The 25,293-nt window shown below is 52.8% G+C and carries 27 protein-coding genes and 1 tRNA gene; 19 read left to right on the top strand and 9 right to left on the bottom strand.

The window, feature by feature from the left end; all coding sequences use genetic code 11:
- Positions 1 to 103: 103 nt before the first annotated feature.
- From BLR00_RS02525 to ribD, 4 genes are all read left to right on the top strand, one after another.
- Positions 104 to 562 (top strand): hypothetical protein, encoded by a 459-nt coding sequence (locus BLR00_RS02525; protein WP_074630662.1) that lies wholly within the window; start codon positions 104 to 106, stop codon positions 560 to 562.
- A 150-nt stretch (positions 563 to 712) separates the two neighbouring features.
- Positions 713 to 1,963: a serine hydroxymethyltransferase gene (gene glyA / locus BLR00_RS02520; RefSeq protein ID WP_074630661.1), complete on the top strand. Its 1,251-nt coding sequence runs from the start codon at positions 713 to 715 to the stop codon at positions 1,961 to 1,963.
- Between the two features lies 1 nt (position 1,964).
- Positions 1,965 to 2,444: a transcriptional regulator NrdR gene (gene nrdR / locus BLR00_RS02515; protein ID WP_074630660.1), complete on the top strand. Its 480-nt coding sequence runs from the start codon at positions 1,965 to 1,967 to the stop codon at positions 2,442 to 2,444.
- Positions 2,445 to 2,675: 231 nt separating this feature from the next.
- A complete protein-coding gene (ribD, locus tag BLR00_RS02510) occupies positions 2,676 to 3,773 on the top strand; it encodes a bifunctional diaminohydroxyphosphoribosylaminopyrimidine deaminase/5-amino-6-(5-phosphoribosylamino)uracil reductase RibD (RefSeq protein ID WP_371130365.1) in 1,098 nt (365 codons plus the stop codon).
- A 62-nt stretch (positions 3,774 to 3,835) separates the two neighbouring features.
- Here the strand turns inward: ribD and BLR00_RS02505 are convergent, their stop codons facing one another.
- Together BLR00_RS02505 and BLR00_RS02500 are read right to left on the bottom strand one after the other, a co-directional pair.
- Positions 3,836 to 4,405: a response regulator transcription factor gene (locus BLR00_RS02505; RefSeq protein ID WP_074630658.1), complete on the bottom strand. Its 570-nt coding sequence runs from the start codon at positions 4,403 to 4,405 to the stop codon at positions 3,836 to 3,838.
- Positions 4,402 to 5,667, bottom strand: coding sequence for an ATP-binding protein (locus BLR00_RS02500; RefSeq protein WP_074630657.1), 1,266 nt, complete (start codon positions 5,665 to 5,667; stop codon positions 4,402 to 4,404). The genes BLR00_RS02505 and BLR00_RS02500 overlap by 4 nt, the downstream gene beginning before the upstream one ends.
- Positions 5,668 to 5,823: 156 nt before the next feature.
- On the opposite strand from BLR00_RS02500, the gene BLR00_RS02495 reads away from it, so the two are divergent.
- From BLR00_RS02495 to BLR00_RS02465, 7 genes are all read left to right on the top strand, one after another.
- On the top strand, positions 5,824 to 6,435 hold the full coding sequence (locus BLR00_RS02495) for a riboflavin synthase (protein ID WP_074630656.1): 612 nt from the start codon (positions 5,824 to 5,826) through the stop codon (positions 6,433 to 6,435).
- Between the two features lie 124 nt (positions 6,436 to 6,559).
- On the top strand, positions 6,560 to 7,681 hold the full coding sequence (gene ribBA, locus BLR00_RS02490) for a bifunctional 3,4-dihydroxy-2-butanone-4-phosphate synthase/GTP cyclohydrolase II (protein WP_074630655.1): 1,122 nt from the start codon (positions 6,560 to 6,562) through the stop codon (positions 7,679 to 7,681).
- Between the two features lie 39 nt (positions 7,682 to 7,720).
- Positions 7,721 to 8,203: a 6,7-dimethyl-8-ribityllumazine synthase gene (gene ribH / locus BLR00_RS02485; RefSeq protein WP_074630654.1), complete on the top strand. Its 483-nt coding sequence runs from the start codon at positions 7,721 to 7,723 to the stop codon at positions 8,201 to 8,203.
- 10 nt (positions 8,204 to 8,213) lie between these two features.
- Entirely contained in the window at positions 8,214 to 8,723 is a 510-nt protein-coding gene (gene nusB / locus BLR00_RS02480) for a transcription antitermination factor NusB (RefSeq protein ID WP_074630653.1), read from the top strand.
- A 113-nt stretch (positions 8,724 to 8,836) separates the two neighbouring features.
- A complete protein-coding gene (gene thiL, locus BLR00_RS02475) occupies positions 8,837 to 9,808 on the top strand; it encodes a thiamine-phosphate kinase (RefSeq protein WP_074634088.1) in 972 nt (323 codons plus the stop codon).
- Positions 9,789 to 10,292: a phosphatidylglycerophosphatase A family protein gene (locus BLR00_RS02470; RefSeq protein WP_074630652.1), complete on the top strand. Its 504-nt coding sequence runs from the start codon at positions 9,789 to 9,791 to the stop codon at positions 10,290 to 10,292. Before thiL ends, BLR00_RS02470 begins: the two co-directional genes overlap by 20 nt.
- A 31-nt stretch (positions 10,293 to 10,323) precedes the next feature.
- Positions 10,324 to 10,833, top strand: a complete 510-nt coding sequence (locus BLR00_RS02465) for a CinA family protein (RefSeq protein ID WP_074630651.1) — start codon at positions 10,324 to 10,326, stop codon at positions 10,831 to 10,833.
- Between the two features lie 14 nt (positions 10,834 to 10,847).
- Here BLR00_RS02465 and BLR00_RS02460 read toward each other — a convergent pair whose 3' ends face one another.
- Positions 10,848 to 11,486, bottom strand: a complete 639-nt coding sequence (locus BLR00_RS02460; RefSeq protein ID WP_074630650.1) for a TIGR00645 family protein — start codon at positions 11,484 to 11,486, stop codon at positions 10,848 to 10,850.
- 125 nt (positions 11,487 to 11,611) lie between these two features.
- Between BLR00_RS02460 and BLR00_RS02455 the strand changes: the two genes are divergently transcribed.
- From BLR00_RS02455 to BLR00_RS02420, 7 genes are all read left to right on the top strand, one after another.
- On the top strand, positions 11,612 to 12,979 hold the full coding sequence (locus BLR00_RS02455) for a tetratricopeptide repeat-containing S1 family peptidase (RefSeq protein ID WP_081346622.1): 1,368 nt from the start codon (positions 11,612 to 11,614) through the stop codon (positions 12,977 to 12,979).
- A 220-nt stretch (positions 12,980 to 13,199) separates the two neighbouring features.
- Positions 13,200 to 14,219: a recombinase RecA gene (recA, locus tag BLR00_RS02445; RefSeq protein WP_074630647.1), complete on the top strand. Its 1,020-nt coding sequence runs from the start codon at positions 13,200 to 13,202 to the stop codon at positions 14,217 to 14,219.
- A 21-nt stretch (positions 14,220 to 14,240) separates the two neighbouring features.
- The gene (gene recX / locus BLR00_RS02440; protein ID WP_074630646.1) at positions 14,241 to 14,705 is read left to right on the top strand and encodes a recombination regulator RecX; all 465 of its coding nucleotides are present in this window, start codon (positions 14,241 to 14,243) and stop codon (positions 14,703 to 14,705) included.
- Entirely contained in the window at positions 14,702 to 15,049 is a 348-nt protein-coding gene (locus tag BLR00_RS02435; RefSeq protein WP_074630645.1) for a hypothetical protein, read from the top strand. Before recX ends, BLR00_RS02435 begins: the two co-directional genes overlap by 4 nt.
- A 47-nt stretch (positions 15,050 to 15,096) precedes the next feature.
- A complete protein-coding gene (gene alaS / locus BLR00_RS02430) occupies positions 15,097 to 17,700 on the top strand; it encodes an alanine--tRNA ligase (protein ID WP_074630644.1) in 2,604 nt (867 codons plus the stop codon).
- A gap of 49 nt (positions 17,701 to 17,749) precedes the next feature.
- Positions 17,750 to 18,700: a thioredoxin-disulfide reductase gene (gene trxB, locus BLR00_RS02425; RefSeq protein WP_074630643.1), complete on the top strand. Its 951-nt coding sequence runs from the start codon at positions 17,750 to 17,752 to the stop codon at positions 18,698 to 18,700.
- Between the two features lie 35 nt (positions 18,701 to 18,735).
- Positions 18,736 to 19,335, top strand: coding sequence for a Smr/MutS family protein (locus tag BLR00_RS02420; protein WP_074630642.1), 600 nt, complete (start codon positions 18,736 to 18,738; stop codon positions 19,333 to 19,335).
- A 35-nt stretch (positions 19,336 to 19,370) separates the two neighbouring features.
- On the opposite strand, the gene BLR00_RS02415 is transcribed toward BLR00_RS02420, so the two are convergent.
- The 4 genes from BLR00_RS02415 to BLR00_RS02400 form a co-directional block, all read right to left on the bottom strand.
- Entirely contained in the window at positions 19,371 to 19,766 is a 396-nt protein-coding gene (locus tag BLR00_RS02415; RefSeq protein ID WP_074630641.1) for a TraR/DksA family transcriptional regulator, read from the bottom strand.
- A gap of 73 nt (positions 19,767 to 19,839) precedes the next feature.
- Entirely contained in the window at positions 19,840 to 20,367 is a 528-nt protein-coding gene (locus BLR00_RS02410; RefSeq protein ID WP_081346621.1) for a peroxiredoxin, read from the bottom strand.
- 52 nt (positions 20,368 to 20,419) lie between these two features.
- A complete protein-coding gene (locus BLR00_RS02405) occupies positions 20,420 to 21,076 on the bottom strand; it encodes an REP-associated tyrosine transposase (RefSeq protein ID WP_256324029.1) in 657 nt (218 codons plus the stop codon).
- A 138-nt stretch (positions 21,077 to 21,214) separates the two neighbouring features.
- Positions 21,215 to 22,444 carry an MFS transporter gene (locus tag BLR00_RS02400; protein ID WP_074630639.1) on the bottom strand — a complete coding sequence of 410 codons (1,230 nt, stop codon included), beginning with the start codon at positions 22,442 to 22,444 and terminating at the stop codon, positions 21,215 to 21,217.
- A 30-nt stretch (positions 22,445 to 22,474) separates the two neighbouring features.
- Here BLR00_RS02400 and BLR00_RS02395 point away from each other — a divergent pair.
- A tRNA-Arg gene (locus BLR00_RS02395) sits at positions 22,475 to 22,550 on the top strand.
- A gap of 528 nt (positions 22,551 to 23,078) precedes the next feature.
- On the opposite strand, the gene BLR00_RS16785 is transcribed toward BLR00_RS02395, so the two are convergent.
- Together BLR00_RS16785 and BLR00_RS02385 are read right to left on the bottom strand one after the other, a co-directional pair.
- Entirely contained in the window at positions 23,079 to 24,575 is a 1,497-nt protein-coding gene (locus BLR00_RS16785; RefSeq protein WP_218124304.1) for a retron St85 family RNA-directed DNA polymerase, read from the bottom strand.
- Positions 24,572 to 25,129, bottom strand: coding sequence for a hypothetical protein (locus BLR00_RS02385; protein WP_143007619.1), 558 nt, complete (start codon positions 25,127 to 25,129; stop codon positions 24,572 to 24,574). The genes BLR00_RS16785 and BLR00_RS02385 overlap by 4 nt, the downstream gene beginning before the upstream one ends.
- Between the last annotated feature and the right edge of the window lie 164 nt (positions 25,130 to 25,293).

Raw genomic sequence — 25,293 nt, 5'->3', positions numbered from 1 at the left:
TATGATGAGGTTTACTCAAACTGGGGTGTCCAATTTTCTTACAATTACGTTTGCTCTTATGGCTCTTCGCTACTTGCATAAACTTTAGTTATCAAGAGGCGAGATGTCCGAGTATAGACTGACAAAAGAAATAATCGAACTGTCTCAATCAGATATTTGGGATGTTGCAAAGCTTGAATGGAGGCTTAGCGAAATCTATGAAGTCGACGATCCGGAAACTTGCCTATGTGGGCATTTTCCAATCATTGAAATATGCATACTTAAAAACAAAATAAACCATCAATTGGCAATAGTGGGTAATTGCTGTGTAAAAAAATTTATAGGCCTTCCTTCCGACCAAATATTTCAAGCTGTCAAAAGAGTTAGGAAAGATAACGAGAAATCATTAAACGCGGAGGCTATTCAGCATGCATATGAAAAAAGCTGGATAAATGAATGGGAATATAAATTCACCATAGATACCATGCGAAAAAGAAATCTATCAGAAAAACAACTTGTTACACGAGTGAAGATCAACGAGAAAATGTTGTTAAATATGAAGCGTACTGGTGAAAAAGGTTAACCTACCGTTTAAACAGTGTCTTTCTTGTTTTAATGCGAATACATGTTCCGCCGATGCAGGCAAACCCCTTCATTTTGCATCGGGCTGCGAGCCCTGCTGATGATGGTAGAATGCACAATTTATTGACTATTATTCAGAGGATAAACCGCCATGTTGTCCCCGAAACTGACCCTGGAAAATGTTGACCCCGAAGTATGGAAAGCGATCAAGGGCGAAGTACAACGCCAGGAAGAATATATCGAGTTAATCGCCTCCGAAAATTACGCCAGCCCGGCAGTAATGCAGGCGCAGGGGTCGGTACTCACCAACAAATACGCCGAGGGCTATCCTGGCAAGCGTTACTACGGCGGCTGCGAATATGTCGATATCGTGGAGCAGCTTGCGATTGACCGGCTGAAAGCGCTGTTTAATGCCGAGTATGTCAATGTCCAGCCGCATTCCGGCTCCCAGGCCAACGCCGCGGTATATCTGACCGCCCTGAAGCCTGGCGATACGCTTCTGGGCATGTCACTCGCCCATGGCGGCCATTTGACTCATGGGGCTTCGGTCAATCTTAGCGGCAAAATTTTCAACGCGATTTCCTACGGGCTTAAACCGGAAACTGAGGAGCTTGATTACGATCAGGTGGCGCAACTGGCGCGCGAACATAAACCCAAAATGATCGTCGCCGGCGCTTCCGCTTACGCGCTGGTCATAGACTGGAAGCGTTTTCGCAAGATCGCCGATGAAGTGGGCGCCTATTTGTTTGTGGATATGGCCCATTATGCCGGCCTGGTGGCCGCTGGATTTTATCCCAATCCCGTCGGTATTGCCGATTTTGTCACAAGTACCACTCACAAGACGTTACGCGGCCCGCGCGGTGGCATCATCATGGCCAAGCCGGAGCACGAGAAGGCCCTCAATTCGGCGATTTTTCCGCAAACTCAGGGCGGCCCGCTGATGCATGTCATCGCCGCCAAGGCGGTCGCTTTCAAAGAGGCTGCCACTAAGGAGTTCAGGGATTATCAGGAACAGGTGATCGACAATGCCCGCGTCATGGCCAAGGTATTGCAGGAACGCGGCCTGCGCATTGTCTCCGGTCGTACCGACTGCCATATGTTTCTGGTGGATCTTCGTGCCAAGGATCTTACCGGCAAGCAGGCCGCAGAATCTCTGGAAATGGCGCACATAACCGTAAACAAGAACGCTATACCCAACGATCCGCAGAAGCCCTTCGTTACCAGTGGTATCCGTATCGGTTCCCCCGCAATAACGACGCGGGGCTTCAGGGAAATCGAGGCGGAACAACTGGCGAATCTGATCGCCGATGTGCTGGATGCGCCTACCGACATGGCGGTACTTTCGCGAGTGGCGCATCAGGCAAAGACGCTGTGCGCGAAATTCCCGGTTTATAACGGTTAGGATGAAATGTCCCTTCTGCAACGCAGATGATACGAGCGTGATCGATTCCCGCGTCAGCGAGGAAGGTAACAGAATACGCCGCCGCCGCCGTTGTCTCACCTGCGACAAGCGTTTTACGACTTATGAAACAGTGGAATTACGTTTGCCGCAGGTGATAAAGCAGGACGGCAACCGCTCCGAGTTCAATCGCGATAAACTGCTTACGGGTTTTATGCGCGCGCTGCACAAGCGTCCGGTTCCTACCGAGTATGTGGATGCGGCGATGGATCGTATCGTGCAAAAACTTCTGAGCTTGGGCGAGCGCGAAATACCTTCGCGCAAGATCGGTGAAATGGTCATGCAGGAACTCTACAAACTGGACAAGGTTGCCTATATCCGCTTTGCTTCGGTTTATCGAAGTTTTCAGGATGCGGATGATTTCCATAGTGCGATCAAGGAAGCGCAGAGGCCGCAGCGAAAAAGAGAAATAAAAAAGCCTTGAATTGCAAACCTCGGCATCCCTTCATGTTTCCACCAGGATAATGCAGCAAGCATCTCCTCGCAAAAGACATTAAGAGTCCTGTGAACAAACAATCCAAACGTCATACCAATGAAAACCGGTATCCAATGGTGTTTAAAACACGCTATTGCCGGTTTAAGCTGGATTCCGGGTCAAGCCCGGAATGACGAAATTCATTGTGTTTTCTCACCGGATCATTGGCCACCTGGAATTATGAGACCCCATATGTTCTCATCGGCCGATCACGCCTATATGTCCCAAGCGCTGCAACTTGCCGAAAAGGGATTATATGGCACAAGCCCCAATCCTCGCGTGGGGTGCGTGATAGTGCGCGATGGCCGTGTGGTGGGCAGTGGCTGGCATGAGCGTGCCGGCCAGCCTCACGCCGAGATAAACGCACTTAACGCCGCCGGAACAGCCGCGCGGGGCGCAACCGCTTATGTCACGCTGGAACCGTGCAGTCACCACGGACGCACGCCCCCCTGCGCCGAAGCGCTCATCAAAGCGGGCATCGCGAAAGTGGTAACCGCCATGACAGACCCGAATCCCCTGGTAGCCGGTGGCGGCTGCGAGCTGTTGAAACAGGCCGGAATGGAAGTGCAAACGGGCTTGATGGAAGCAGAAGCCAGGGCGCTCAATATCGGTTTCGTCGCGCGTCATACGCGCAAGCGCCCATGGGTGCGAGTAAAAATCGCGGCGAGTCTCGATGGCAAGACGGCGCTTAGTAACGGTAGCAGCCAGTGGATTACCGGTGAAGCGGCAAGACGCGATGGCCACCGGTTTCGTGCCCGCTCCTGCGCTGTCCTGACTGGCATCGGTACCATACTGGCGGATGATCCGCAGCTTACTGTACGCCACGTGGAAACATCCAGACAGCCGTTGCGCGTGATAGTGGATAGTCGCCTGGAAATTCCAGTAGACGCAAGGGTGTTGCATGGCGATGGCGAGTTGGTGTTCACCGCTACCGCCAGCGAGGAAAAAATTGAAGCATTACGTGATGTGGGCGCCCGTTCCATCGTAATGCCGGATAAAAATGACAATATCGATCTCGTTGGAATGATGCGGACACTTGCCGATTTCGAGATCAACGAAGTGATGGTTGAGGCGGGCAGCAAATTGAATGGTGCGCTCATTCACGCAGGCTTGGTGGATGAACTGGTGATCTATCTCGCGCCGTATCTGATCGGTGACGTGGCGCGGGGTATGCTGAAGCTGCCGGAATTAACAGATCTCGCGGGCAAACACGCGCTCATGATTCACGATTTGCGCATGGTGGGACCGGATATTCGCGTTATCGCCCGTATCCCATAACCTGGCAACCTGTCCCACTTGTTCTTTTTCGCCCTGATTCTTTAAGTCCGGCAGGCTCCAGATCATATTTTCGCGGGATTCTTGGTAAGCTTGCGTTGCAGCGTACGGCGGTGCATATTGAGTGCTCTCGCCGTGACGGAAACATTCCCCTTGTTCTCGGTTAATACGCGCTGGATATATTCCCATTCAAGCCGGTTTACCGACAAAGGATGCGCGCTGATCGGCACATCCACATCACCCGAGGTGCGTTCAAACGCAAGCATGATTTCATCGATGTCGACAGGTTTCGCGAGATAGTGCGTGGCGCCGAGTTTGATCGCTTCCACCGCGGTAGCGATACTGGCATAACCCGTTAACATGACAATGCGGGTTCCGGGATCAAGCGTTTTCAATTTTTCAACCAGGGTGAGACCGGAGGTGCCCGGCAGCCTGAGATCGATAATCGCATATTCAGGCGTGCATGCCTCGGCGCATTCCAGCGCCTGTTCAACCGTATGCGCGCATGTTACGTCAAACCCGCGTTTGGTCATGGCGCCAGCGAGCACGCCACAAAAAGTGGCGTCGTCATCGACAATCAGTAAAGTCGGATGATCATCGGTTTCCATTGCCGGGAGTGTTGTCATATCTGTCATGTCGATTGCCGTATCAGAGGTAAAATAACTTTGGTACAGGCGCCGCCTTCCCGATTGGTCAAACGAACGCTACCCCCAAAGCGCTCAATATTCGCGTTTGCCAGGAATAAACCAATCCCGAAACCTTGCCCTGGCGCTTTGCTGGTAAAGAAAGCCTCGCCCGCCCGTTGAGCGGCTTCGCCGGTAAGCCCCTCGCCGTAATCGAGGATTTCGAGTTGCAATTCATGATCATTCCAGTTGGCTTCTATTTCGATATGTTTTAATGACGCGTCAGCCGCATTATTCAATAAATTTAAAATGGACTGACTCAATAATTGGGTATTCAGGATTTGCGGGGCAGGTTGCACCCCTTTCCCCTGATAAGTAAATTTTACCGAGGGCCGCATCAATTGCCATTTGTCCAATACCTGACTCAGGAAATGATCGGCTGCCTGCCCGCTGCCATCTTCGGCACGCGCCTGGCCGGCATCGGCCAGTAATTGCGTCAGCGTATGCTTGCAATGCGTGATCTGGTCACGCAATATTCTGATGCTATTCTGAAACTCGCTATTTTCCGTATAGTCATTTTGCAGTTCTCCCGTTACGATCGCCATCGTCGCCAGGGGTGTCCCGAGTTCATGCGCCGCGCCTGCAGCCAGTGTTCCCAGCGCAATAATCTGCTCGTTGCGTAATGCCTGTTCGCGCGCCAATGCCAGATCCTTGTCGCGTTCGCGGATCGATATGCCCATCTTGACAACGAACCAGGCGATTAAGACCGTGCTGAGCACGAAGGCCAGCCACATGCCGGAAACATGCAGGTTAAACTCACTGATGTGCTCTTCATGATCATGCGGTAACGGCACATAATAAAACAGCAGCAGCGTGTAACAGCTTATCGTGATCGCCGCCATTAACCACGTATAAGCCCAGGGCAACGCCGCAGCGGCAATCGTGAGCGGTAGTAAATAAAGCGAAATAAAAGGGTTGGTGGAACCGCCGCTGAAATACAGCAATGCGCTCAATGCGAAAACATCAATCAAAAGCTGAGCAAAAAATTCGATGCTTGACACTGGCCAGTTACGGCGAAGGCGTAGCCACGTTGCCAGATTCAGCACCGCGAGCAGCGCCGTCACCGTGACCATTTCCGTCCACTGCAATTGCATTTCAAGCACCCAGTACGCCAGGGCGAAGGTCATGCATTGAGCGGCAATCACGATATTCCGGAGCAGAAACAAGCGTTGTAAATTCTTGCTCAGCGGCGACTGACTGAGATCACTGAACATTTTCGTTGCTCATCCGTGCCTTATTTCCTTACAAGTCATCGAGCAGCCTTGAACATTAGCGTATATTGCAACTCACGACTATGCGGCAAATTGCCGCATGTCCTCAATACGCGCATACAATAAGTGTTTATTGTATTGGAAAGTGGGAGCGGTTTGATGTTTACAGGAATCGTCCAGGCGGTCGGTGAGTTAAAGCACGTTGCATCTCAGGAGAGCGGGCTGCGCTTGAATATCGCGCCCGGCATGCTGGATTTACGCGACGTTAATACGGGGGACAGCATCGCAATAAATGGAGTGTGCCTCACCGTCACTACTCTGGTGGATGGTATGTTTTCCGTGGATGTCTCGCGAGAAACCTTGAGTTGTACCGAAGGCCTGGATAAGCGGGGCGGCAGGGTCAATCTCGAAAAAGCCATGCGCCTGTCGGACAGGCTGGGCGGTCATCTGGTGAGTGGTCATGTGGATGGCATCGGCGCAGTGGTGACGTTTAAGCCTGATGGGGAAAGTTATCTGCTGGCGATCAAGGCGCCGGCTTCATTATTAAAATATATTGCTAAAAAGGGTTCAATTACGGTGAATGGCGTAAGCTTGACGGTAAATGCGATAACGGGAGATGAGTTTGAGGTTAATCTCATCCCGCATACGCTGGCCGTCACGACGCTGAGCGCGCTGGAAGCCGGTGCAAAGGTGAATCTGGAAGTGGATATGCTGGCGCGGTATGTGGAGCGATTGATGGGTGATCGCTTGAATCCCCAATCCGCTGGTTGACCCATTTTTCAGTTATTTTTCAGCCGGACGTTATGTTTCACAGAGCCTTTTGCGCGCTTTCATCCCCGCTTTGCTTGATGAGTGTGCTACAACTCCGGATTCAGGATAATAGGTAAAATTTAACATGATCATCAGTTCAACCCAGGAAATAATTGCCGAAATCAAGAGCGGCAAAATGGTCATCCTCGTGGATGAGGAAAACCGGGAAAATGAAGGCGATCTGGTTCTGGCAGCGGATTTCGTCACGCCGGCTGCGATCAATTTCATGGCTACGCATGGACGCGGGCTGATTTGCCTGACGCTGACCGAAGAGCGTTGCAGGCAGCTTAACCTGCCGCTGATGGTGTCCACCAATCGTTCGCCGCTGGGCACCAATTTTACGGTTTCCATCGAAGCGGCGAGCGGAGTCACGACCGGTATCTCCGCCGCCGACCGTGCCCGTACTGTTCAGGCGGCGGTAAACCGGGACACCAGGCCAGAAGACATCGTCCAGCCTGGGCACATTTTCCCGCTGATGGCGCAAAATGGGGGTGTGCTGGTACGCGCGGGCCATACCGAGGCCGGCTGTGATTTAGCGAACCTGGCGGAATTAACTCCCGCATCCGTAATTTGCGAAATCCTGACCGAGGACGGCAGCATGGCGCGGCTGCCGGATTTGATCGAATTTGCCGCAAAGCATCAACTTAAAATTGGCGCGATTGCGGATCTGATTCATTATCGCAGTCGCACCGAAAGCCTGGTGAGACGCATGGCTGAGCGTTCTATCCAGACAATTCATGGCGAGTTTCGGCTCGTGGCTTACCTCGATAAGACGGTCAACGCCACGCATCTGGCGCTGGTGAAGGGAAAAATCGATCCTGGCACCGAAACCCTCGTGCGCGTGCATGAACCCCTTTCGGTCATTGATTTGCTTGACATAAATGATGACACCCATTCCTGGAATGTGAATGACACCCTCCGTATAATCGCGGGAGCGGCGTGCGGCGTGATCGTGCTGCTCCACCGCAGGGAAAGCCCGGCGGAGTTGATGGAGCGCGTCATGCCGGCGAAATCCAGGCCCCCGGTTATCGCCAGGGCGGATTTGCGCGATTACGGTATTGGCGCGCAGATACTGAGAGATCTCAATGTAGGCAAGATGCGGCTATTGGCAATTCCCCGTAAAATGCCGAGCATGGCGGGTTTCGGTCTGGAAGTAACGGGATATCTGGAACCAGAAGACAAAAACCAGAAACAACAGCTTTCCTGAATCCTTTGTTTGCGATTCAATTTTGTAACAGGAGTACACATGGCACGTTATGACAACATTCTTGAAGTTGAACCGGATCTTGACGGCACGGAGCTGCGTATCGGCATTGTTATGAGCCGCTTCAACGCAAATGTGAGCGAGGGGCTGCTGGGAGCTTGCACCGCGGAACTGGTGAAAAGGGGCGTGCAGGAGTCAGGCATGTTGCTGGTAACAGTTCCGGGCGCACTGGAAATTCCCCTCGCGTTGCAAAGAATGGCTTTAACCGACCAGTTTGACGCACTGGTGGCATTAGGCGCGGTGATCCGCGGAGACACCTATCATTTCGAGGTTGTAGCCAATCAATCGGCCAGTGGTGTGGCTGCAGTGCAGCTTGATACCGGCATCCCTGTCGCCAACGGCATACTTACCGCCGATACCGACGATCAGGCATTGGCGCGCATGAGCCAGAAAGGCGCCGAGGTCGCGCAAGTAGCGTTGGAGATGGCCAATCTGCTAAGAGAGCTCGACGAAGTGACCCAATGAAATCGACCCAATGACGCAGACTAAACCGGCAAGTAAATCATCCACCCCGTCATTAAAACAGTTAACAGGCCATCCGGCGGGCAAACCGGGCCGTAAAACCCGGCGGCGCCGATCCCGCGAACTGGCTTTGCAGGGGCTTTATCAATGGCGGGTGGCGGGTGGAACCGTTGAGGCCATCGAAGCGCAGCTCCGTGAAACCAACGAATTTCCCAGGACAGATGAAGAGTATCTTTCCGTTCTGTTGCGAGGCGTGCTGGCGAATGTCTCCGAACTGGAGAAGGAAATTCAGCCTCATCTCGACCGGCCGTTGAAGGAGCTCAGTCCCGTGGAGGTTGCCATTCTGCTGTTGAGTACCCACGAGCTTGCCAGCCACCTGGAGATGCCTTATCGAGCAGTCATCAACGAGGCCGTGGAATTAGCCAAAACCTATGGCGGTACCGATGGACATAAATACGTGAACGGCGTGCTGGATAAATTGGCGGCGAAGCTGCGAACGGTTGAGATCAATGCGAAAATATAATCCTAAATCCGGCAGTTGACTGCTCATTTTTCAGTCGAGGCTATGATCCGCAAAAACCGCGTACTCCACCCTGCCCGGCTACCGGATTCAGGTTGATCATCCGCGTAGTATCCATGCTCTCCGAATTCGACATTATCGATCGCTATTTTACCCGCCCGAGCCCCGGCGCAGTATTGGGGGTGGGGGATGACGCGGCGCTGATCAAGCCCGCAAGGGGAATGGAACTGGCAGTTTCCACCGACATGCTGGTAGCTGGCCAGCATTTTTTCGCCGATGCCGATCCACGCAAGCTGGGTCACAAATCCCTCGCAGTGAATCTTTCCGATATGGCCGCAATGGGTGCCAGGCCACGGTGGGCCATACTTTCGCTGGCACTGCCGGAACCTACGGTGCGTACGGATGAAAAATGGCTGGAAGCATTTGCCGATGGTTTTTTTGGGCTTGCTCAAGCGCATCAGGTGGACCTTGTCGGTGGAGACACAACGCGTGGTCCGCTCGCTATCAGCGTAACGATCATAGGTGAAGTGGCAACAGGAAAAGCGTTGCGCCGTAGCGGCGCCAGGCCGGGTGATGATATCTGGATATCCGGCCAGCTAGGCGATGCTGCCCTGGCGCTTGCTCACGTGCAGCGGCGTATGGTGCTTGAACCTGGCGAAATCACGGGATGCCTGTCCGCGCTGCATACCCCGACGGCACGGGTTGAATTAGGGCAGCGGTTGATCGGCCTTGCCGATAGCGCCATCGATATTTCCGATGGGCTGCTGGCGGATCTGGGGCACATCCTGAAAAGTTCTAAAGTTGCCGCTGTCATTAATATAAGTGAAATAAATTGCTCTGCGGCAATGAAGCGATGTCTTCCCCGGGCGCTGGCGCTGGAATGCCTGCTGGCAGGCGGAGACGACTATGAGCTTTGTTTTACTGTACCCAGGTCCAGGCGCAAAAAAATCGAAATGCTCTCTCTTGAACAGCGGATTCCGTTGACCCGCATTGGCGAAATTGACGAAGGAGAAGGTCTGGTCGTGCTGGATGCCGCGGGCAATACCATCACACTGGAGACGAAGGGATATGACCACTTCCACGTCTGAGGACTTTCATCCCGATAAAGCGTTTGTACGGCGTCATGTTGCGCACTTCATCGCATTCGGTGGCGGCGCAGGTTTGAGTCCGGCTGCACCCGGCACTGCGGGGACGCTTGCCGCCTTCCCGTTATTCTGGCTGCTTGATTACTTCCTTGATCCTGCCAAACTTCTGTGGCTGATTGCCGCGCTGTTTCTTATCGGCATCTGGGCTTGCAATGTTACCGGCAAAGCGCTTGGTGCTCATGACCATGGCGGCATGGTCTGGGATGAGATCGTGGCTTTTCTGCTGGTGCTGGTGTTCACGCCCCATAGCTTGATATGGCAGGCATTTGCGTTTCTGCTGTTTCGTCTGTTCGATATTATCAAACCGCCGCCGATCCGATATTACGACAACAAATTGCGTGGCGGCTTCGGTGTCATGTTTGATGACCTGCTGGCTGCATTTTTCACGCTTTTGTGTCTGGCGGCGTGGAAAGCATTTGTAATATAGTAAGACGTAAAAATTTCAGGATGGACAAATCATGGATGATCCGGAACTGGAAGATCTCGCCCGGCAAGTTGGACTGGCGCTCGCCCGGCAGGAATTGATGCTTGCCAGTGCCGAATCCTGCACAGGCGGCTGGCTGGGACAAACCATCACGTCAATCGCCGGAAGTTCCGCCTGGTATGAACGCGGTTTTATCACGTACGCAGATATCTCAAAGCGCGAAATGCTGGGTGTGAGCAGCAAGACGCTCGAACAAAACGGTGCGGTATCCAGGGAGGTTGCATATGAAATGGCCGAAGGTGCCGTCACGCGCAGCCATGCGCAGGTTGCGGTTTCCGTTACCGGCATTGCCGGTCCGGACGGCGGCACAGCGGAAAAACCCGTGGGGATGGTATGTTTCGCCTGGCTAATGAAAGAGGGTCTTGCTCTTACCGAAACCCGCTATTTTAGCGGCAGCCGCGAGGCAATAAGGCGGCAAGCGGTGGCGGGAGCACTGCAGGGTGTAATAGATCTACTGCACGGGATCCCGCCTGTGACCGCTTGAGGACGTACTATCGCTCAGTGGGATTCCTGGGCCTCCCTGTGCGCGCTCGTACTCGACATGATGCGGTCACTGTAAGCGATTGCAATAGCCGAGAGCAGGAAAACGACATGGATTCCCGTTTGAGCGAGGATGGTTTTTTCGTCATATGCGTTGGCATTGATAAAGGTCTTGAGCAAGTGGATAGACGAAATGCCAATAATGGCGGTAGCGAGTTTGACCTTTAGCACCGATGCATTGACATGCGACAGCCACTCCGGCTGATCGGGATGGCCCTCCAGATTCATACGCGACACGAACGTTTCATAGCCGCCGATAATTACCATAATGAGCAGATTGGAAATCATCACCACGTCTATCAAACCCAGCACGACCAGCATAATGGTGGTTTCACTGATCTTGGTAGGCCTGGGCGCGCCTTCAATAGCCACCGCGTCCAGAATATGCTGTAACGACGCCGCGTTACCCATGACGGCGCCAATCAGATCGGTCAATTCAACCCAGAAGTGGTACACGTATACGCATTGGGCAAGAATCAGCCCAAGGTACAACGGTAATTGCAGCCAGCGTGTGGCGAAGATGAAATATGCCAGCGGCTGGATCGGTTTCCTCGCAGGATAATTGGCGGACTCTTTGTTAATTTCCTTGATTTCCATATGGTTCCGCAGCTTTCGGTAAATAATCCGGCATTTTACACTTTTTTATTGCACGCGATTATTGTTGCTGACGCACATAAATCGAGTCAATGCGCTACGATGCGTATTCAAATTGACGGGTTGATATGGCTGTGAGTCCGAATAACCGGCAAAAAAAACAGGATATCCTGCCAGTAAAGATGGGAGGTTTGGGACTGGCCTTGCTTTCGTCATTTGCCGCCGCCGATGTTCTCCATGTTCCCCATATCCCATTGACCCCTGAACGTATGGTTATGCGGGTGTCACCTTCCGTGGTGGAAGTAGACGTGGTGGATACCCATGGTAAATCCATTCTCCAGGGCAGCGGCGTAGTGGTTGGCGCGGATCAGGTGGTGACCGACTGCCATGTGGTCAAGGAACTCGCCAAGGAAGGAAAAAGTACCCTGGTGCGAAAATCAGGCAGCACTTTCAAAGCCACGCTGCAATACGCTGACCCGGCTCGTGATCTTTGCCAGTTGAATGTACCCCATTTGCGAGGCACACCCATTACGCTGGGTTCAGCCGGAAAAATCAGAGCCGGCCAGCGCATTCATGCCATCAGTGTATCCGGCGGCCATGAACTGGTGCTGCGCGAAGGCGTTGTGTCCAACACGCGGCCGCATGGGGGATCACAATATATGCATGTCTCTGTCGCTGTCTCTTCAGGCTCCAGCGGTGGAGCGCTGGTCGATGACCAGGGGCGGCTGATAGGACTCCTTTCGCTCCAGTCTTTAGAACGTCAAAACTTCACATTTGCGCTGCCGGTGGAGTGGATCGGCGAATTATCGAAACGGGCACAACCTGTTCAAACGATAACAACCATAACTGGCTTGGCTTGGCTTAACCGTGCCATGGCGCTGGAGAAGAAAGCCGACTGGCAGACGCTGTTAAGATTCGCTCAGCAGGAAGTCAAGCGCGATCCGGCAAACGCGGCAGCATGGTATAGCGTGGGGGCGGCTTCCGCCCATCTTAAACAATACACCCAGGCGGTTCAAGCCTATCGCGAGGCGATACGCAACCAGGCCGAGTATGACGAGGCATGGCATAAACTTGGTGTTGCCTATGCCAGCCTCAAAGAATACGATCATGCCATCCATGCCTATCGGGACGCTCTGCGCATACAGCCGGAGAATGCAGAGGCCTGGTACGACCTGGGTAATACTCACTATGAACTCAAGCATTACGCCCACGCCATTCATGCTTATCGGGAGGCGCTGCGCATACAGCCGGAGAATTCGGGTGCCTGGTTCAATCTGGGCAGTACCTATGACAATCTGAATCTGCATGGAGAGGCGGCTCTGGCCTATCAGGAAACAGTGCGTATACAGCCGGAGAATGCCGATGCCTGGTATAACCTGGGCGTGAACTACGCACTACTGAACGAACGCGGCAAGATGAGGGGAATTTATCACGCCCTGCGCAAGCTTGATCCAGCCAGGGCGGAGCGTTATTTCAACACTTATATTTTGCCTTAGATACACAGGGAATAAATGGCCTCGATTAATTCGCCTTGTCTTCCTGATATTTCCTGATGCATCCGCTCACGGTTCAATCGCCTTTCAACAAGATGCCCCATTGGGTAGAAATGGGAAATGACGTTCCCGTGAACCATTGCGAACACATTGTCATTCTCCCTTGCCTTCCCGCGCTGAGTCACATATGCGATAATCAGCCCCATTCTTAAGAGGAAAATCCATGGACGAAAACAGAAGCAAAGCGCTGGCGGCGGCACTCTCCCAGATCGAGAAACAGTTTGGCAAAGGCTCGATCATGCGTTTGGGCGCCAGCGATGTTGCCAAAGACATCCAGGTAATTTCTACCGGCTCGCTGGGGCTCGATATCGCGCTGGGTGTGGGAGGGTTGCCGCGAGGACGGGTCATTGAAATTTATGGTCCGGAGTCATCCGGCAAAACCACCCTTACCCTGCAAGTCATCGCGGAAATGCAGAAAAGGGGGGGTACTGCGGCATTCATTGACGCGGAGCACGCCCTGGACCCGCAATACGCGCAAAAGATCGGCGTCAATGTGCAGGAATTATTGATATCTCAACCCGATAACGGTGAGCAAGCGTTGGAAATCGCCGATATGCTGGTACGCTCGGGCTCGGTTGATGTGGTGGTGGTGGATTCGGTCGCCGCCCTGACACCCAAGGCGGAGATCGAAGGCGAGATGGGCGAGCCTCAAATGGGCCTGCAAGCGAGATTAATGTCGCAGGCGTTGCGCAAGCTTACCGCCAACATCAAGCGCAGCAATACCATGGTGATTTTCATCAACCAGATCCGCATGAAAATCGGCGTCATGTTCGGCAGCCCCGAGACGACTACCGGCGGCAATGCGTTGAAATTCTACGCATCGGTGCGTCTCGACATACGCCGGACCGGCTCCATCAAAAAAGGCGATGAGGTGATCGGCAGCGAAACCCGCGTCAAGGTCGTCAAAAACAAGGTTGCGCCGCCATTCAAACAGGCCGAATTCGATATCCTCTATGGCGAAGGGATTTCGCGCGAAGGTGAAATCGTCGAGCTGGGCGTGCAACATAAGCTGATCGAGAAATCCGGCGCCTGGTATGCCTACAAGGGAGACAAAATAGGTCAGGGCAAGGACAATGCCCGCGAGTATCTGAAAGAGCACCACGACGTGGCGATGGAAATCGAATCGAAGATCCGCGCGGCCGTGGGAGTCGCCAATCAGGCCGAAACCGCCGACGTGGAATAATCGCGCTGGCATGATGTTGTCGTGAAAGCGCCGCGGCGTATCGAGCCGAACCTGAAAACCCGCGCCTTGGGTTATCTGGCGCGGCGGGAGCACTCCCGGCTCGAGCTGCAAAGAAAGCTCGCGCCCCATGCTCAAACTCCCGAAGAACTTTCTTCCTTGCTGGACACACTCGAACAACGCGGCTTTCTGTCAGCCGTGCGCATGGTGGAGCAGGTAATACACATGCGTAAAAACAAGTTTGGCAGTCAACGGATTGTGCATGAATTACGTGAAAAGGGTATCGCGGAGAATTTAATCGCCGCGGCGTTGCCCAATATCAGGGAAACCGAGCAGGAAAATGCGCGCGAAGTATGGCGGAAAAAATTTGGTGCGATGCCTGCCAATGCGAAAGAGCTTGGCAGGCAAATGCGTTTCCTCATGGGACGGGGATTTACGGCGGAAGTGATACGTCAGGTATTGCGCCACGCCGACAAGGAGGAAGCGTGAGGAATTGCCTCGCTCAGGCGGTAGTGGCGGCGATTATAGGGATTCTGCTCGGTGGTTGCGACGCCATCAATGCAACCCCCATTAACGAAATCAATATATCTCCTGCCAATTTCGACGGCAAGGAAGTTACGCTCCGGGGTATCGCAAAAGATCCCACGCGGATTCCGTTATTGAATACAAAGGCCTACGTGTTAAAGGACGATAGCGGAGAGGTTACCATCCTGACGGAAGCCGATCTGCCTAAAATGAACGAAAAAATCACCATCAAGGTGAAGGTGGCGAATATTGCGATTATCAATGGTGAATCGCTGGGAATGACGGTAACGGAACTATCACGGCGTTAGCCGCTACCCCCACGCCTACTACCCACTTATGATCAGATGAACCCGATATGAAAAGTAGCGAAATAAGACAAAAATTTCTCGAGTTCTTTGCGTCGCATGGCCACACGGTCGTCGCGTCGAGCCCCCTCGTTCCCGCGAACGATCCCACGTTGCTATTCACCAACGCGGGCATGGTGCAGTTCAAGGATGTATTTCTCGGCCAGGATAAGCGAGCCTATGCGCGCGCGGCAAGTTCGCAACGCTGCGTCCGGGCGGGCGGTAAACATAACGATCTGGAGAACGTCGGCTACACTGCGCGGCACCATACCTTCTTTGAGATGCTGGGCAATTTCAGCTTCGGCGATTATTTCAAGCGCAACGCCATCAAGTTTGCATGGGAATTTCTTACGGTTACCCTCAAGGTGCCGCAGGAAAAATTATGGGTCACGGTGTATGCCGAGGATGACGAGGCTGCCGATATCTGGCTCAACGAGGTGGGAATTGCCTCGGCGCGCTTCACGCGCATCGCCACCACGGATAATTTCTGGCAGATGGGCGATACCGGTCCCTGTGGTCCCTGTTCCGAAATTTTTTACGATCATGGCCCGGAGATTGCGGGTGGCCCGCCCGGCACGCCGGAAGCGGACGGCGACCGCTATGTCGAAATCTGGAACCTGGTGTTCATGCAATACAACCGGGACAGCGCCGGTACATTGCATCCGCTGCCCAAGCCCTCCGTGGATACCGGCATGGGGCTGGAGCGTATATCCGCGGTAATGCAGCAGGTTCACAGCAATTATGAAATCGATTTGTTTCAGGATCTGATCCAAGCGGCGGCGCGGGAATGCTTTGGCAACGGCAGTAGCGCGCAGGATCTGTCGAGCAACTCTCTCAAGGTAATCGCCGATCACATTCGCGCCTGTTCTTTTCTCATCGCCGATGGCGTGATTCCCGGTAACGAGGGACGCGGCTACGTGCTCCGGCGCATCATCCGCCGCGCCATACGCCATGGCTATAAACTGGGCCAGAATCAACCATTCTTTTACGCGCTGGTGGAAGATCTGGCGAAAGCAATGGGTTCAGCCTATCCGGAATTGGTTGAAGCCAAGGCTCGCATAGCAGCCGTGCTGAAACAGGAGGAAGAACGCTTCGCCGAGACGCTGGAAAATGGCATGCAGATACTGGAAGCAGCGCTGGGCCAGGAAAGCCGCATCCTGGATGGTGAAACCCTGTTTCGTCTCTATGACACCTTCGGTTTTCCGTTGGACCTCACCGCCGACATTGCGCGCGAACGGGGTATCGCCATCGACCACGCCGGTTTCGAGCAAGCCATGGCGCGTCAGCGCGAGCGGGCCCGGGCAACAAGTAAATTCACCATGCAGGATGGCATCGCCTACAGCGGTCTCCCGACACAATTCCACGGCTACGAGAACGTGCAATACGAAGGCCAGGTTCTCGCGATCTACCGGCAGGGCAGCCGCGTGGATTTTATCGAGGCGGGTGATGAATCCGTGGTCGTCCTCGATCAGACACCGTTTTATGCGGAATCCGGCGGACAGGTAGGCGATTGCGGTGAACTGCTGACGGCAAACGGTACCTTTGCCGTATCCGACACGCAAAAAATTCAGGCGGATGTGTTCGGTCACAAGGGGCTGTTGCGCAGCGGGCGGCTGGTGATCGGCGACAAGGTGCTGGCAAAGGTGAATCCGGAGGCGCGGGCCCGCACCGAGCGTAATCATTCCGTCACCCACCTGATGCATAAGGCGCTGCGCGAGGTACTGGGTGCCCATGTGCAGCAAAAAGGCTCGCTGGTGGACGCCGATAAAACGCGCTTCGATTTTGCGCATAATCAGCCCATGACGGATGACGAAATTCGCAAGGTCGAAGTTCTGGTCAATGCGGAAATACTGACCAACGCGGCAACCGGGGCGCGCATGATGGCGATAGAGGATGCGAAGAAAACCGGTGCGATGATGCTGTTCGGTGAGAAATATGGTGACGAAGTACGCGTGCTGGATATTGGTTCCTCGCGTGAGCTATGTGGCGGTACACACGTCAAGCGCACGGGCGACATCGGATTATTCAAGATTGTTGCCGAGAGCGGGGTGGCTGCCGGAGTGCGGCGCGTGGAAGCGGTAACCGGCGAGGGCGCATTGGCCTATATTCAGCAACAGGAATCGCAATTGCAGCACGTGGCGGATGCAGTGAAGGTGCAGCCGCGGGAAGCTGCTGCACGCATTACCCAAATCCTCGATAACGTAAAACAGCTGGAAAAAGAACTCGCGCGCATGAAATCGAAACTTGCCAGCTCGCAAGGCGATGATCTTGCCGGCAAGGCGCGGGAGGTGAAAGGCGCAAAAGTCCTGACAGTCTGTCTTGAAGATGCGGATTCGAGGACGCTGCGCGAAACGCTGGACAAGCTCAAGGATAAACTCAAATCCTGCGTCGTCGTGCTGGCCGCGATAGAAGCCGAAAGAGTCAAGCTGATCGCGGGTGTCAGCGACGATCTCACGACGAAAATCAAGGCAGGCGAGCTGATTAATTTTGTTGCCTTGCAGGTGGGCGGCAAGGGCGGCGGCCGCGCCGACATGGCCCAGGCAGGTGGAACCCAGCCGGATAATTTACCTGCCGCGTTGGAGAGCGTGGCCGGGTGGGTTGAACAACGGCTGTAGCGTCTGGCAGGAACTTGTTTTTTTAAAAATAAATCTTACATACCGTACTATGACAAGCAAACACTCCCGCCTTATCATTCTCGGGTCCGGCCCCGCCGGTTACAGCGCGGCGGTTTATGCCGCGCGCGCCAACCTCAAGCCCGTACTCATCACCGGCATGGCCCAGGGTGGCCAGCTCATGACCACTACCGACGTCGATAACTGGCCGGCGGATGCCATGGGCGTGCAAGGCCCGGAATTGATGGAACGCTTTCAGAAACATGCGGAACGCTTTAATACCGAGATCATTTTCGATCACATTCACACTGCCAAACTTACCGATAAACCCATCACGCTGATCGGCGATCAAGGCACGTACACGTGCGATGCGTTGATTATCGCCACCGGGGCTTCCGCACAGTACCTGGGATTACCCTCGGAAGAGACGTATATGGGCAGAGGCGTATCGGGTTGCGCCACTTGCGATGGATTTTTCTACAAGGGGCAGGATGTAGCGGTGGTGGGCGGCGGCAACACGGCGGTGGAAGAAGCCCTTTATCTTTCGAACATTGCACGGAATGTCACGCTCGTACATCGGCGCGACAAATTCCGCTCGGAAAAAATCCTGATCGATAAATTGATGGACAGGGTGAAAAACGGCAACGTCAAGCTGGAGCTCAATCATGTGCTGGACGAAGTGCTGGGGGATACTTCCGGCGTTAACGGCATGCGCATTAAAAGTACCCAGGACAGCTCCGGCAAGACCATGGCGCTGCAAGGCGTATTCATCGCCATCGGCCACAAGCCCAATACCGATATTTTCCAGGGACAACTGGAAATGAAAAACGGCTATATCGTGACCCGGAGCGGAAACGAGGGCAACGCCACCGCAACCAGCCTCCCTGGCGTATTCGCGGCGGGCGACGTGCAGGATCACGTCTACCGCCAGGCGGTGACCAGCGCGGGAACCGGTTGCATGGCGGCACTGGATGCAGAAAAGTATCTCGATGCTTCGAGTTGAGTAGCCATTGAGCAACCACGGCTTGAGAAGCTCATATGAAACGGCGGGTCAAGAAGTCTGCAACCGAGCCTCCAACCGGTAATGCGGCGGCATCCGGAACTGTCGATGACGACACTGCATTGTTCCGCAACGCGGTTCGGGATGTAGCGCCGTTGCCCAAATCCGGCCAGACGCCCCAGACCGGTAATCCACCCCCACCCATCCCGCGTCAGATTCCACATGACGAACAAACCGCGCTGGATGACTCGCTATCCGATCATATCTCGCTGGAGATGGAGGCGGGCGATGAGTGGTCATTCCTGCGTCCCGGTGTCTCACGCCAGACCTTGCGGCGGCTGCGGCGCGGCCATTGGGGGATTCAGGCGCAACTCGACCTGCATGGATACACCCGTGACGAGGCGCGCAGGGAACTGGTGACTTTTCTCGATACCAGTAACAAACGCGGTTTCCGTTGCGTGCGAGTGATACACGGCAAGGGGCTTGGCTCAAAATCTCACGAGCCGGTGTTGAAGGTCAGGATTGGAAGCTGGCTCTCGCAGCGCGATGACGTACTGGCTTTTTGTCAGGCCAGACCGGAAGATGGCGGCAGCGGCGCGGTGCTGGTACTGCTCAAGGCATCGGCACCCGCGAGATAATGCCTTGCAGCGATGACGCCATCGCCGCAAGCTTGCTAGAGGGTTGGAGTTCCTTCGTGGGAATAGGTTTTCTCATGGAGACTCTGGCATTGCACACATCGTTGCGCAGTGGGATAAGCCATCAGCCGGTCAAAACCGATTTCGCCGCTACAATCGATACAATCGCCGAAACTCAATTCCGCCAGGCGTTTTAAGGCCGCCTCCACCTCGCGCATCTCATGCACCTGACGGTCCACCATGGCGGTATTGATATCCAGCAGCATATCCGCCACCGAGCCGTCGCCGGCATCACGCACGCTCCCCGCCAGGTCGATATAACGCTGCTCGCCCGAACGTTCCAGTTCACCACGGACTTCTTCCCGCAAATCCAGATAGCGTTGTTGCAGCGATGTTTTCAGTTGCGTCAACTGGTCTTCGGTCAGTTTTGCCATGATGATTATTTCCTTATGATTGAATCCTGAAATCTAAAGCCGTACAGCTCCGTTTATCAGCTATAAAGCCCGTTCACAAACCCTTCAGTTTCTTTAAATCCTCGATCACTTCAGCAGAATTGCGCGAAGTGCTGGCCGACAAATAAATTTTGGCAATCCTGCCTTGCGGGTCGATCAGGAAAGTATTGCGCTTGGCCATCCCGCCATCGCCCCGCAGCGAGTCGTAGCGCGCGGCGATCTCGCCCTTGCCATCCGCCAGAAGCGGGAAAGGCAGATTATATTTCTTGGCAAAATTGGCATGACTGGCGCTATCGTCCACGCTCACGCCGACAACTTGCGCACCCAGATCCGTTAGCTGGTGGATATCATCGCGAAATTTGCATGCCTGCTCGGTGCAGCCGGGCGTGTCATCCTTGACATAGAAATACAACGCCAGCCACTTGCCGCGATAATCCGCAAGCTTATGAGTTTTTCCGCTCTGATCAGGGAGATTGAAATCCGGCGCCGGCTGGCCCACTTTAAGCGGCTCAGCACGTGCGGACTGACTTCCAAAAAACAGAGCGATTGCCATCAACGTTGCAAGTATCGAAAGTATCTTCATAAATCCTCCATACATTTTCGTAGGATGGGTGAAGCGAAGCACAACCCATCATTCATATCTCCCCAAATTCCACCTCGCCTGACTCACCGTTTCCAGCCCAATTTCTGGAGTATGTGCCGGTTTCAACATAACGATGAAACGTCGAATACGGCCAATCCGCAACCTGCTTAACGTGCTGATGTTTGACCGGATTGTAATGAATATAATCCATATGCCGCTGCCAATCTTCCTCGTCGCGCAACGTATGCTCCCAATACCGGCGCTGCCAAATACCGCGCTCACCCTTTAGGATTTTGCTGGGAGAGCGAGGATAGCGATCTGGCAAACTGCGGGAAAACGCGGCTTTGATACGCCGCCAGCGATCAGGATAATTGGCATCGCCAGTTGGCAGCGTCCAAATGCAGTGCAAGTGCTCCGGTAGAACAACCATGGCATCAAGAACGAAAGGATGTTCAGTTTTTACATGGCGAAAAGCTTCACGTAAAGCATCAATATGATCCACCAGCAGTTTCTGACTACGGACGGCCAGCGTCACTGTGAAAAAATAGCTCCCACCCTTGACGAAATTGCGCCGGTATTCAGTCATGATTCGATATGTGATCGTGTATGGTTTTGATGGGTTACGCTTCGCTCCACCCATCCTACATGAGAACCCAAACCGAGAACGTTCATAGCTTCCGTAGGATGGGTGGAGCGAAGCGTAACCCATCAATCATCCCGTTAGTCTTAATATCCCTCGTCCTTTTATCTATCAGCCTCATCTACCAACGTTGCAAATGTTGAAAGTACTCTCATAAATCCCCCATACCTTCTCGTAGGATGGGTGAAGCAAAGCGCAACCCATCATTTACTCATTCAACTTCCTGACCGGCCAAGCCCAAAACCGCAACAACAGCGCCGCAAAAGCCGCCAGCCCACCAGCAAAAACGAATGCCATTTCCGCACTTTGAAATTGCCAGATGGAACCAAATAGCAACCCCGCCGGAATCGCCGCAATGCCCTCCATCAGATGGTACCAGCCGAAAGCCGTTCCGCGTTCGCGAGGTTCCGCATAATCACTGATAATCGCCCGTTCCGCACCTTCGCTCATGCCCGCGCAAAGGCCGTAAAAAATGCTCACCGTCCATAGCCCGATGCTATCCGTAACGGTGCCCAGCAGCAAAAACGAGATCGAGAATGTTGCCCATCCGATCAGTATCAACGCGCCGCGCCCCCAGCTATCGGCCAATTGCCCGCCCCAGGTGGAAGTGGCCGCCTTGGCAAGATTCAAGGCCGACCACAGCAACAATAATTCGACTACTCCTACGCCTAATTGGTGCCCCAGCAACAGGATAAAAGTTTCCGAGGCGCGGGCGAATGTAAACAGCATCAGCACCAGCAGATACCGGCGCATCGGTAAGGATAAAACCGACCAGCGTAAAGGCGGCAGCACCACGGGGGTATGAACAGCGGCGGCTTCTTCCCGTTTCTCTTCCTTGACACCCGCACCCAGCAGCAGCACCGCGACAAAACCCGGAGCCGCTGACCAGAGAATCACTTCTGTCAGGCTCATGCCGGCCCATGCCAGCGCAGCGGCCGCAACCAGGCTGCCCGCCACCGCTCCCGCATTATCCAGCGCTCGGTGAAAACCGAAGGCATAGCCGCGCATCGCAGGCGGCGTTGCATCCGCCACCAGCGCATCACGAGGCGCGCTGCGCAGACCTTTCCCCACCCGATCAATGCTGCGCAGCACCAAAATCATTGGCCAGGAACCAGCCAGCCCCAGCAACGGGCGGGCAATGTTGGATAGCGTATAGCCCGCTACCGCCAGCCCTTTGCGCCGCCCGCTCATGACATCCGAATGTCGACCCGACCACAGCTTGAGCAGACTCGCCACTGCGTCGGCCACACCCTCGATAAATCCCAGAGCCAGCGGCCCAGCGGCCAGCACCGTCGCCAGCAATATGGGAATGAGGGGAATGACGATATCAGAGGCGAAATCGTTGAAGAAACTGACCAGACTGAGAACAACCACGGTGCGAGGGAGTTTTTGACGAGTCGCGGTATTTCCTTCAGGGGCTGCGGCAGGTTTATTCATACCGGCATATTAGCGTAAAATGCAGCCATCGCCCTGGTAGCTCAGTGGATAGAGCAACCCCCTCCTAAGGGGTAGGTCACACGTTCGATTCGTGTTCAGGGCGCCATGTTTAACTATATTAAACAGTACATTAAAATATTTTAACACGTTAAACTTGGTGAATTGACACCTGTGCAACCATAACGCAACCTTGCAACTCTTTTAAACTATTAAGGAGTTGCAAAAAATGAGTGTTCAATCCACCCCGCAACAAACGAAAATTGCGCGATCCGCAGTACAACTTTCACAAGGCCTAGTAGCAACAGATGTCGGCATCAATCGCTCCTATCTTTCACAGTTTGAGCGCTCACTAAATAATTGAATGTCATGATATGTATTTCTTGCTGTAGCTGGAAATGTCCCGATCGTTCCAATTGTGCCTATAACTGCCGGTTAGCCCGACATACCTTGCATACCTCGTCGCATTTGTTATATTGAATCCATGCAGGCTCGGCTAGGATGTTGTGCCAAGAACCGTCAGTGATAACGGCATTCCAATTCACACTCTCGTTGGGCTACATTATCAGAAATCAACCAAAAAACCGTGGTTTACCCAGTTCTGTTTCTACTTAACTAAAACAAATAAATGGGTATCTTATTGTTGAGGCGATGGATATAAATTATTAACGGACAAATGGGTTCTCAGTTTTTTTAGAGTTTCCTTATATCGTTCTATAGACTGAGAGTTTTGGAGATTCTCAAATGATCCTAAATATGAGAGATGGCCTGAAAGCTCTGATAATCTGGATCTAAATTCCTCTGGATTGTTTATGGCATTGTCAAACATTGCCCTTACTTGTCGCCTATATGTCCGGGGAGGCTGTGCAACTTTATTTACTACTAGCCCCGTAACAATTTGCCTGCTTCCTCTACCAGCTATTCGGGTTTTTTTTGGATTGAGGAGCAGTTCATATCGCGCTAGCTCGTTAGTAGAAAAAGCAATAACTGCGTGAATATCTGAGCGTTTAGCGCCGCTGATTGTTACGTCGTCTGCATAACGAGAATAATTAAGCTCAAGATTCTTCGAAAAATTAGATACTACTTCGTCAAATTTGAACAAATATGAATTAGATACAACTGGACTAGTTGGTGCGCCTTGCGGCAGTTCATTGTTAACAGTTAAAAGCTTGGCAATCAGGCGACTAGCGTTTTCGGGAAAGCCATGCAACCGAAAATGATTAGTTAGCCGAGTTGTTGTGATGGAGGGAAAGAAATTCTTGATATCAAAATTACCAACATAATTTTGATCGCAGTGGGATTTAGCGTTATCAAAAATTGATAAACCTTTTCTATATGATTTGCAAGAATCATGGATCGGAAGCTTGTGTAACAAGTGGTCAAGAATCCAGTATTGGACAGTTTTAAGCATCACCCTGGGTGATCTTATCGTGCGAGTTCCTCCATTTTTTTTAGCGATATCAAAGAGGCGGTAGTGATGTTCTGAACTGTAAAGGAATGATGACAATAGTCGAGGACTAATTCCAATACAAAGGGATAGGTCTATCAGGTTAAAGTCATTTTCTTGCGCTCCATATGGGTGCGCCATATGGCAGCTATCTAAGGACTGAAAAGATCCATATCTAAATCGGGGGCTAGGAGATTGAGGAATAGAGCCAACAAAAAGTTGCTTAGCGAGAAGCGGCCAATAAACCCGGCCGTCACTCTGAGCTTTACCAAGAGTTACGGCCGGGTTTATTGGCCGCTCCTCTTCTTGTATAACAAGGTCAATTAAAGAGACTGACGAAGCATCAGTCAATTCTTCTTTTCCCAATTCCCCTAGCGGGGCTAGCGTACCATCGCGTAATTCTTTCAGCAAGAAAAGCCGCGTATTATCCCTCAAATGCCGCATCTCTTTTGTAAGAATATGGTTTCCCTTGCTGCTTAGGGAAAACAATTTCAGCTTTGTGTGAACTCTAACAATAAGCCCCTCAGCCCCCCATTTTTCAAACAACGGCATTAAAATCTGCTCTTCAATGGGAGCGGAGTTTTCAAGCAGAGACATAGATAAAAACTTAGCAACGGCACTCGGGCTGGCGGGCTGAATGATCCCCAGCGACAACATAATAAGTTGTGAATTAACCCTGACCGTCATGATTTTGCGGGTCTGCCACGTCCGTCAAGAAAATATAAACTCCTGCGGCGTTCCAGTCGTTTAATTACATGGCTAATTGAGGCTGTATCAAAGTTTACATATTCGACCAAACCATAATCCTCAATAGCTTTAACGGGGCCTTCGTTTATATACGACCTATCTGGCTTGTACTTATCCGCTACAAAAAGTATGAAATCACATTTATTTGGATTGCGTAACGTGTGTTCATGTGCGAATAAGCCGAGTTCACAAAACGAACCAACACTATCAGCTACCAAGACAATTGCACCACATTCCTTATTGATGAAATCTAGTTCGTTACTGTGCGCGTAGCCCTTTAATACATTCAGTCGTGTTTCTTCCAACCCATCATCTTCACCTAGAACGACTTCAAATTTTTGTTCTTCCAAAGCATCCTTTAAGCGTTTCCTTAGGCGTGCGCCAGCACTATCTTGCTTCAGAGCTGGTCCGCACAGAAAAACAACCATCCGATTTTCATCGAAAAGTTTTATAGCTGCATTGGCAAATCTAACCACAGACGCGTTTGTTGTCATATGATTTAATTAACAATTAGAAGGACGATACTTATTGCGCTTTCTGAACCGCCCCGCACAAATCAATGCACAAATCAATGGGGTCAGACTCGATTGATGCAACATGGAAGGCAATATATTGATTGCTTTCCGAGAGTTCGAGTATAGATGGCCTAGACGGTCGG

It is taken from the genome of Nitrosospira multiformis, assembly GCF_900103165.1.
Taxonomy (GTDB): Bacteria; Pseudomonadota; Gammaproteobacteria; order Burkholderiales; family Nitrosomonadaceae; genus Nitrosospira; species Nitrosospira multiformis_D.
This window is presented reverse-complemented; position numbering and strand designations above follow the sequence as displayed.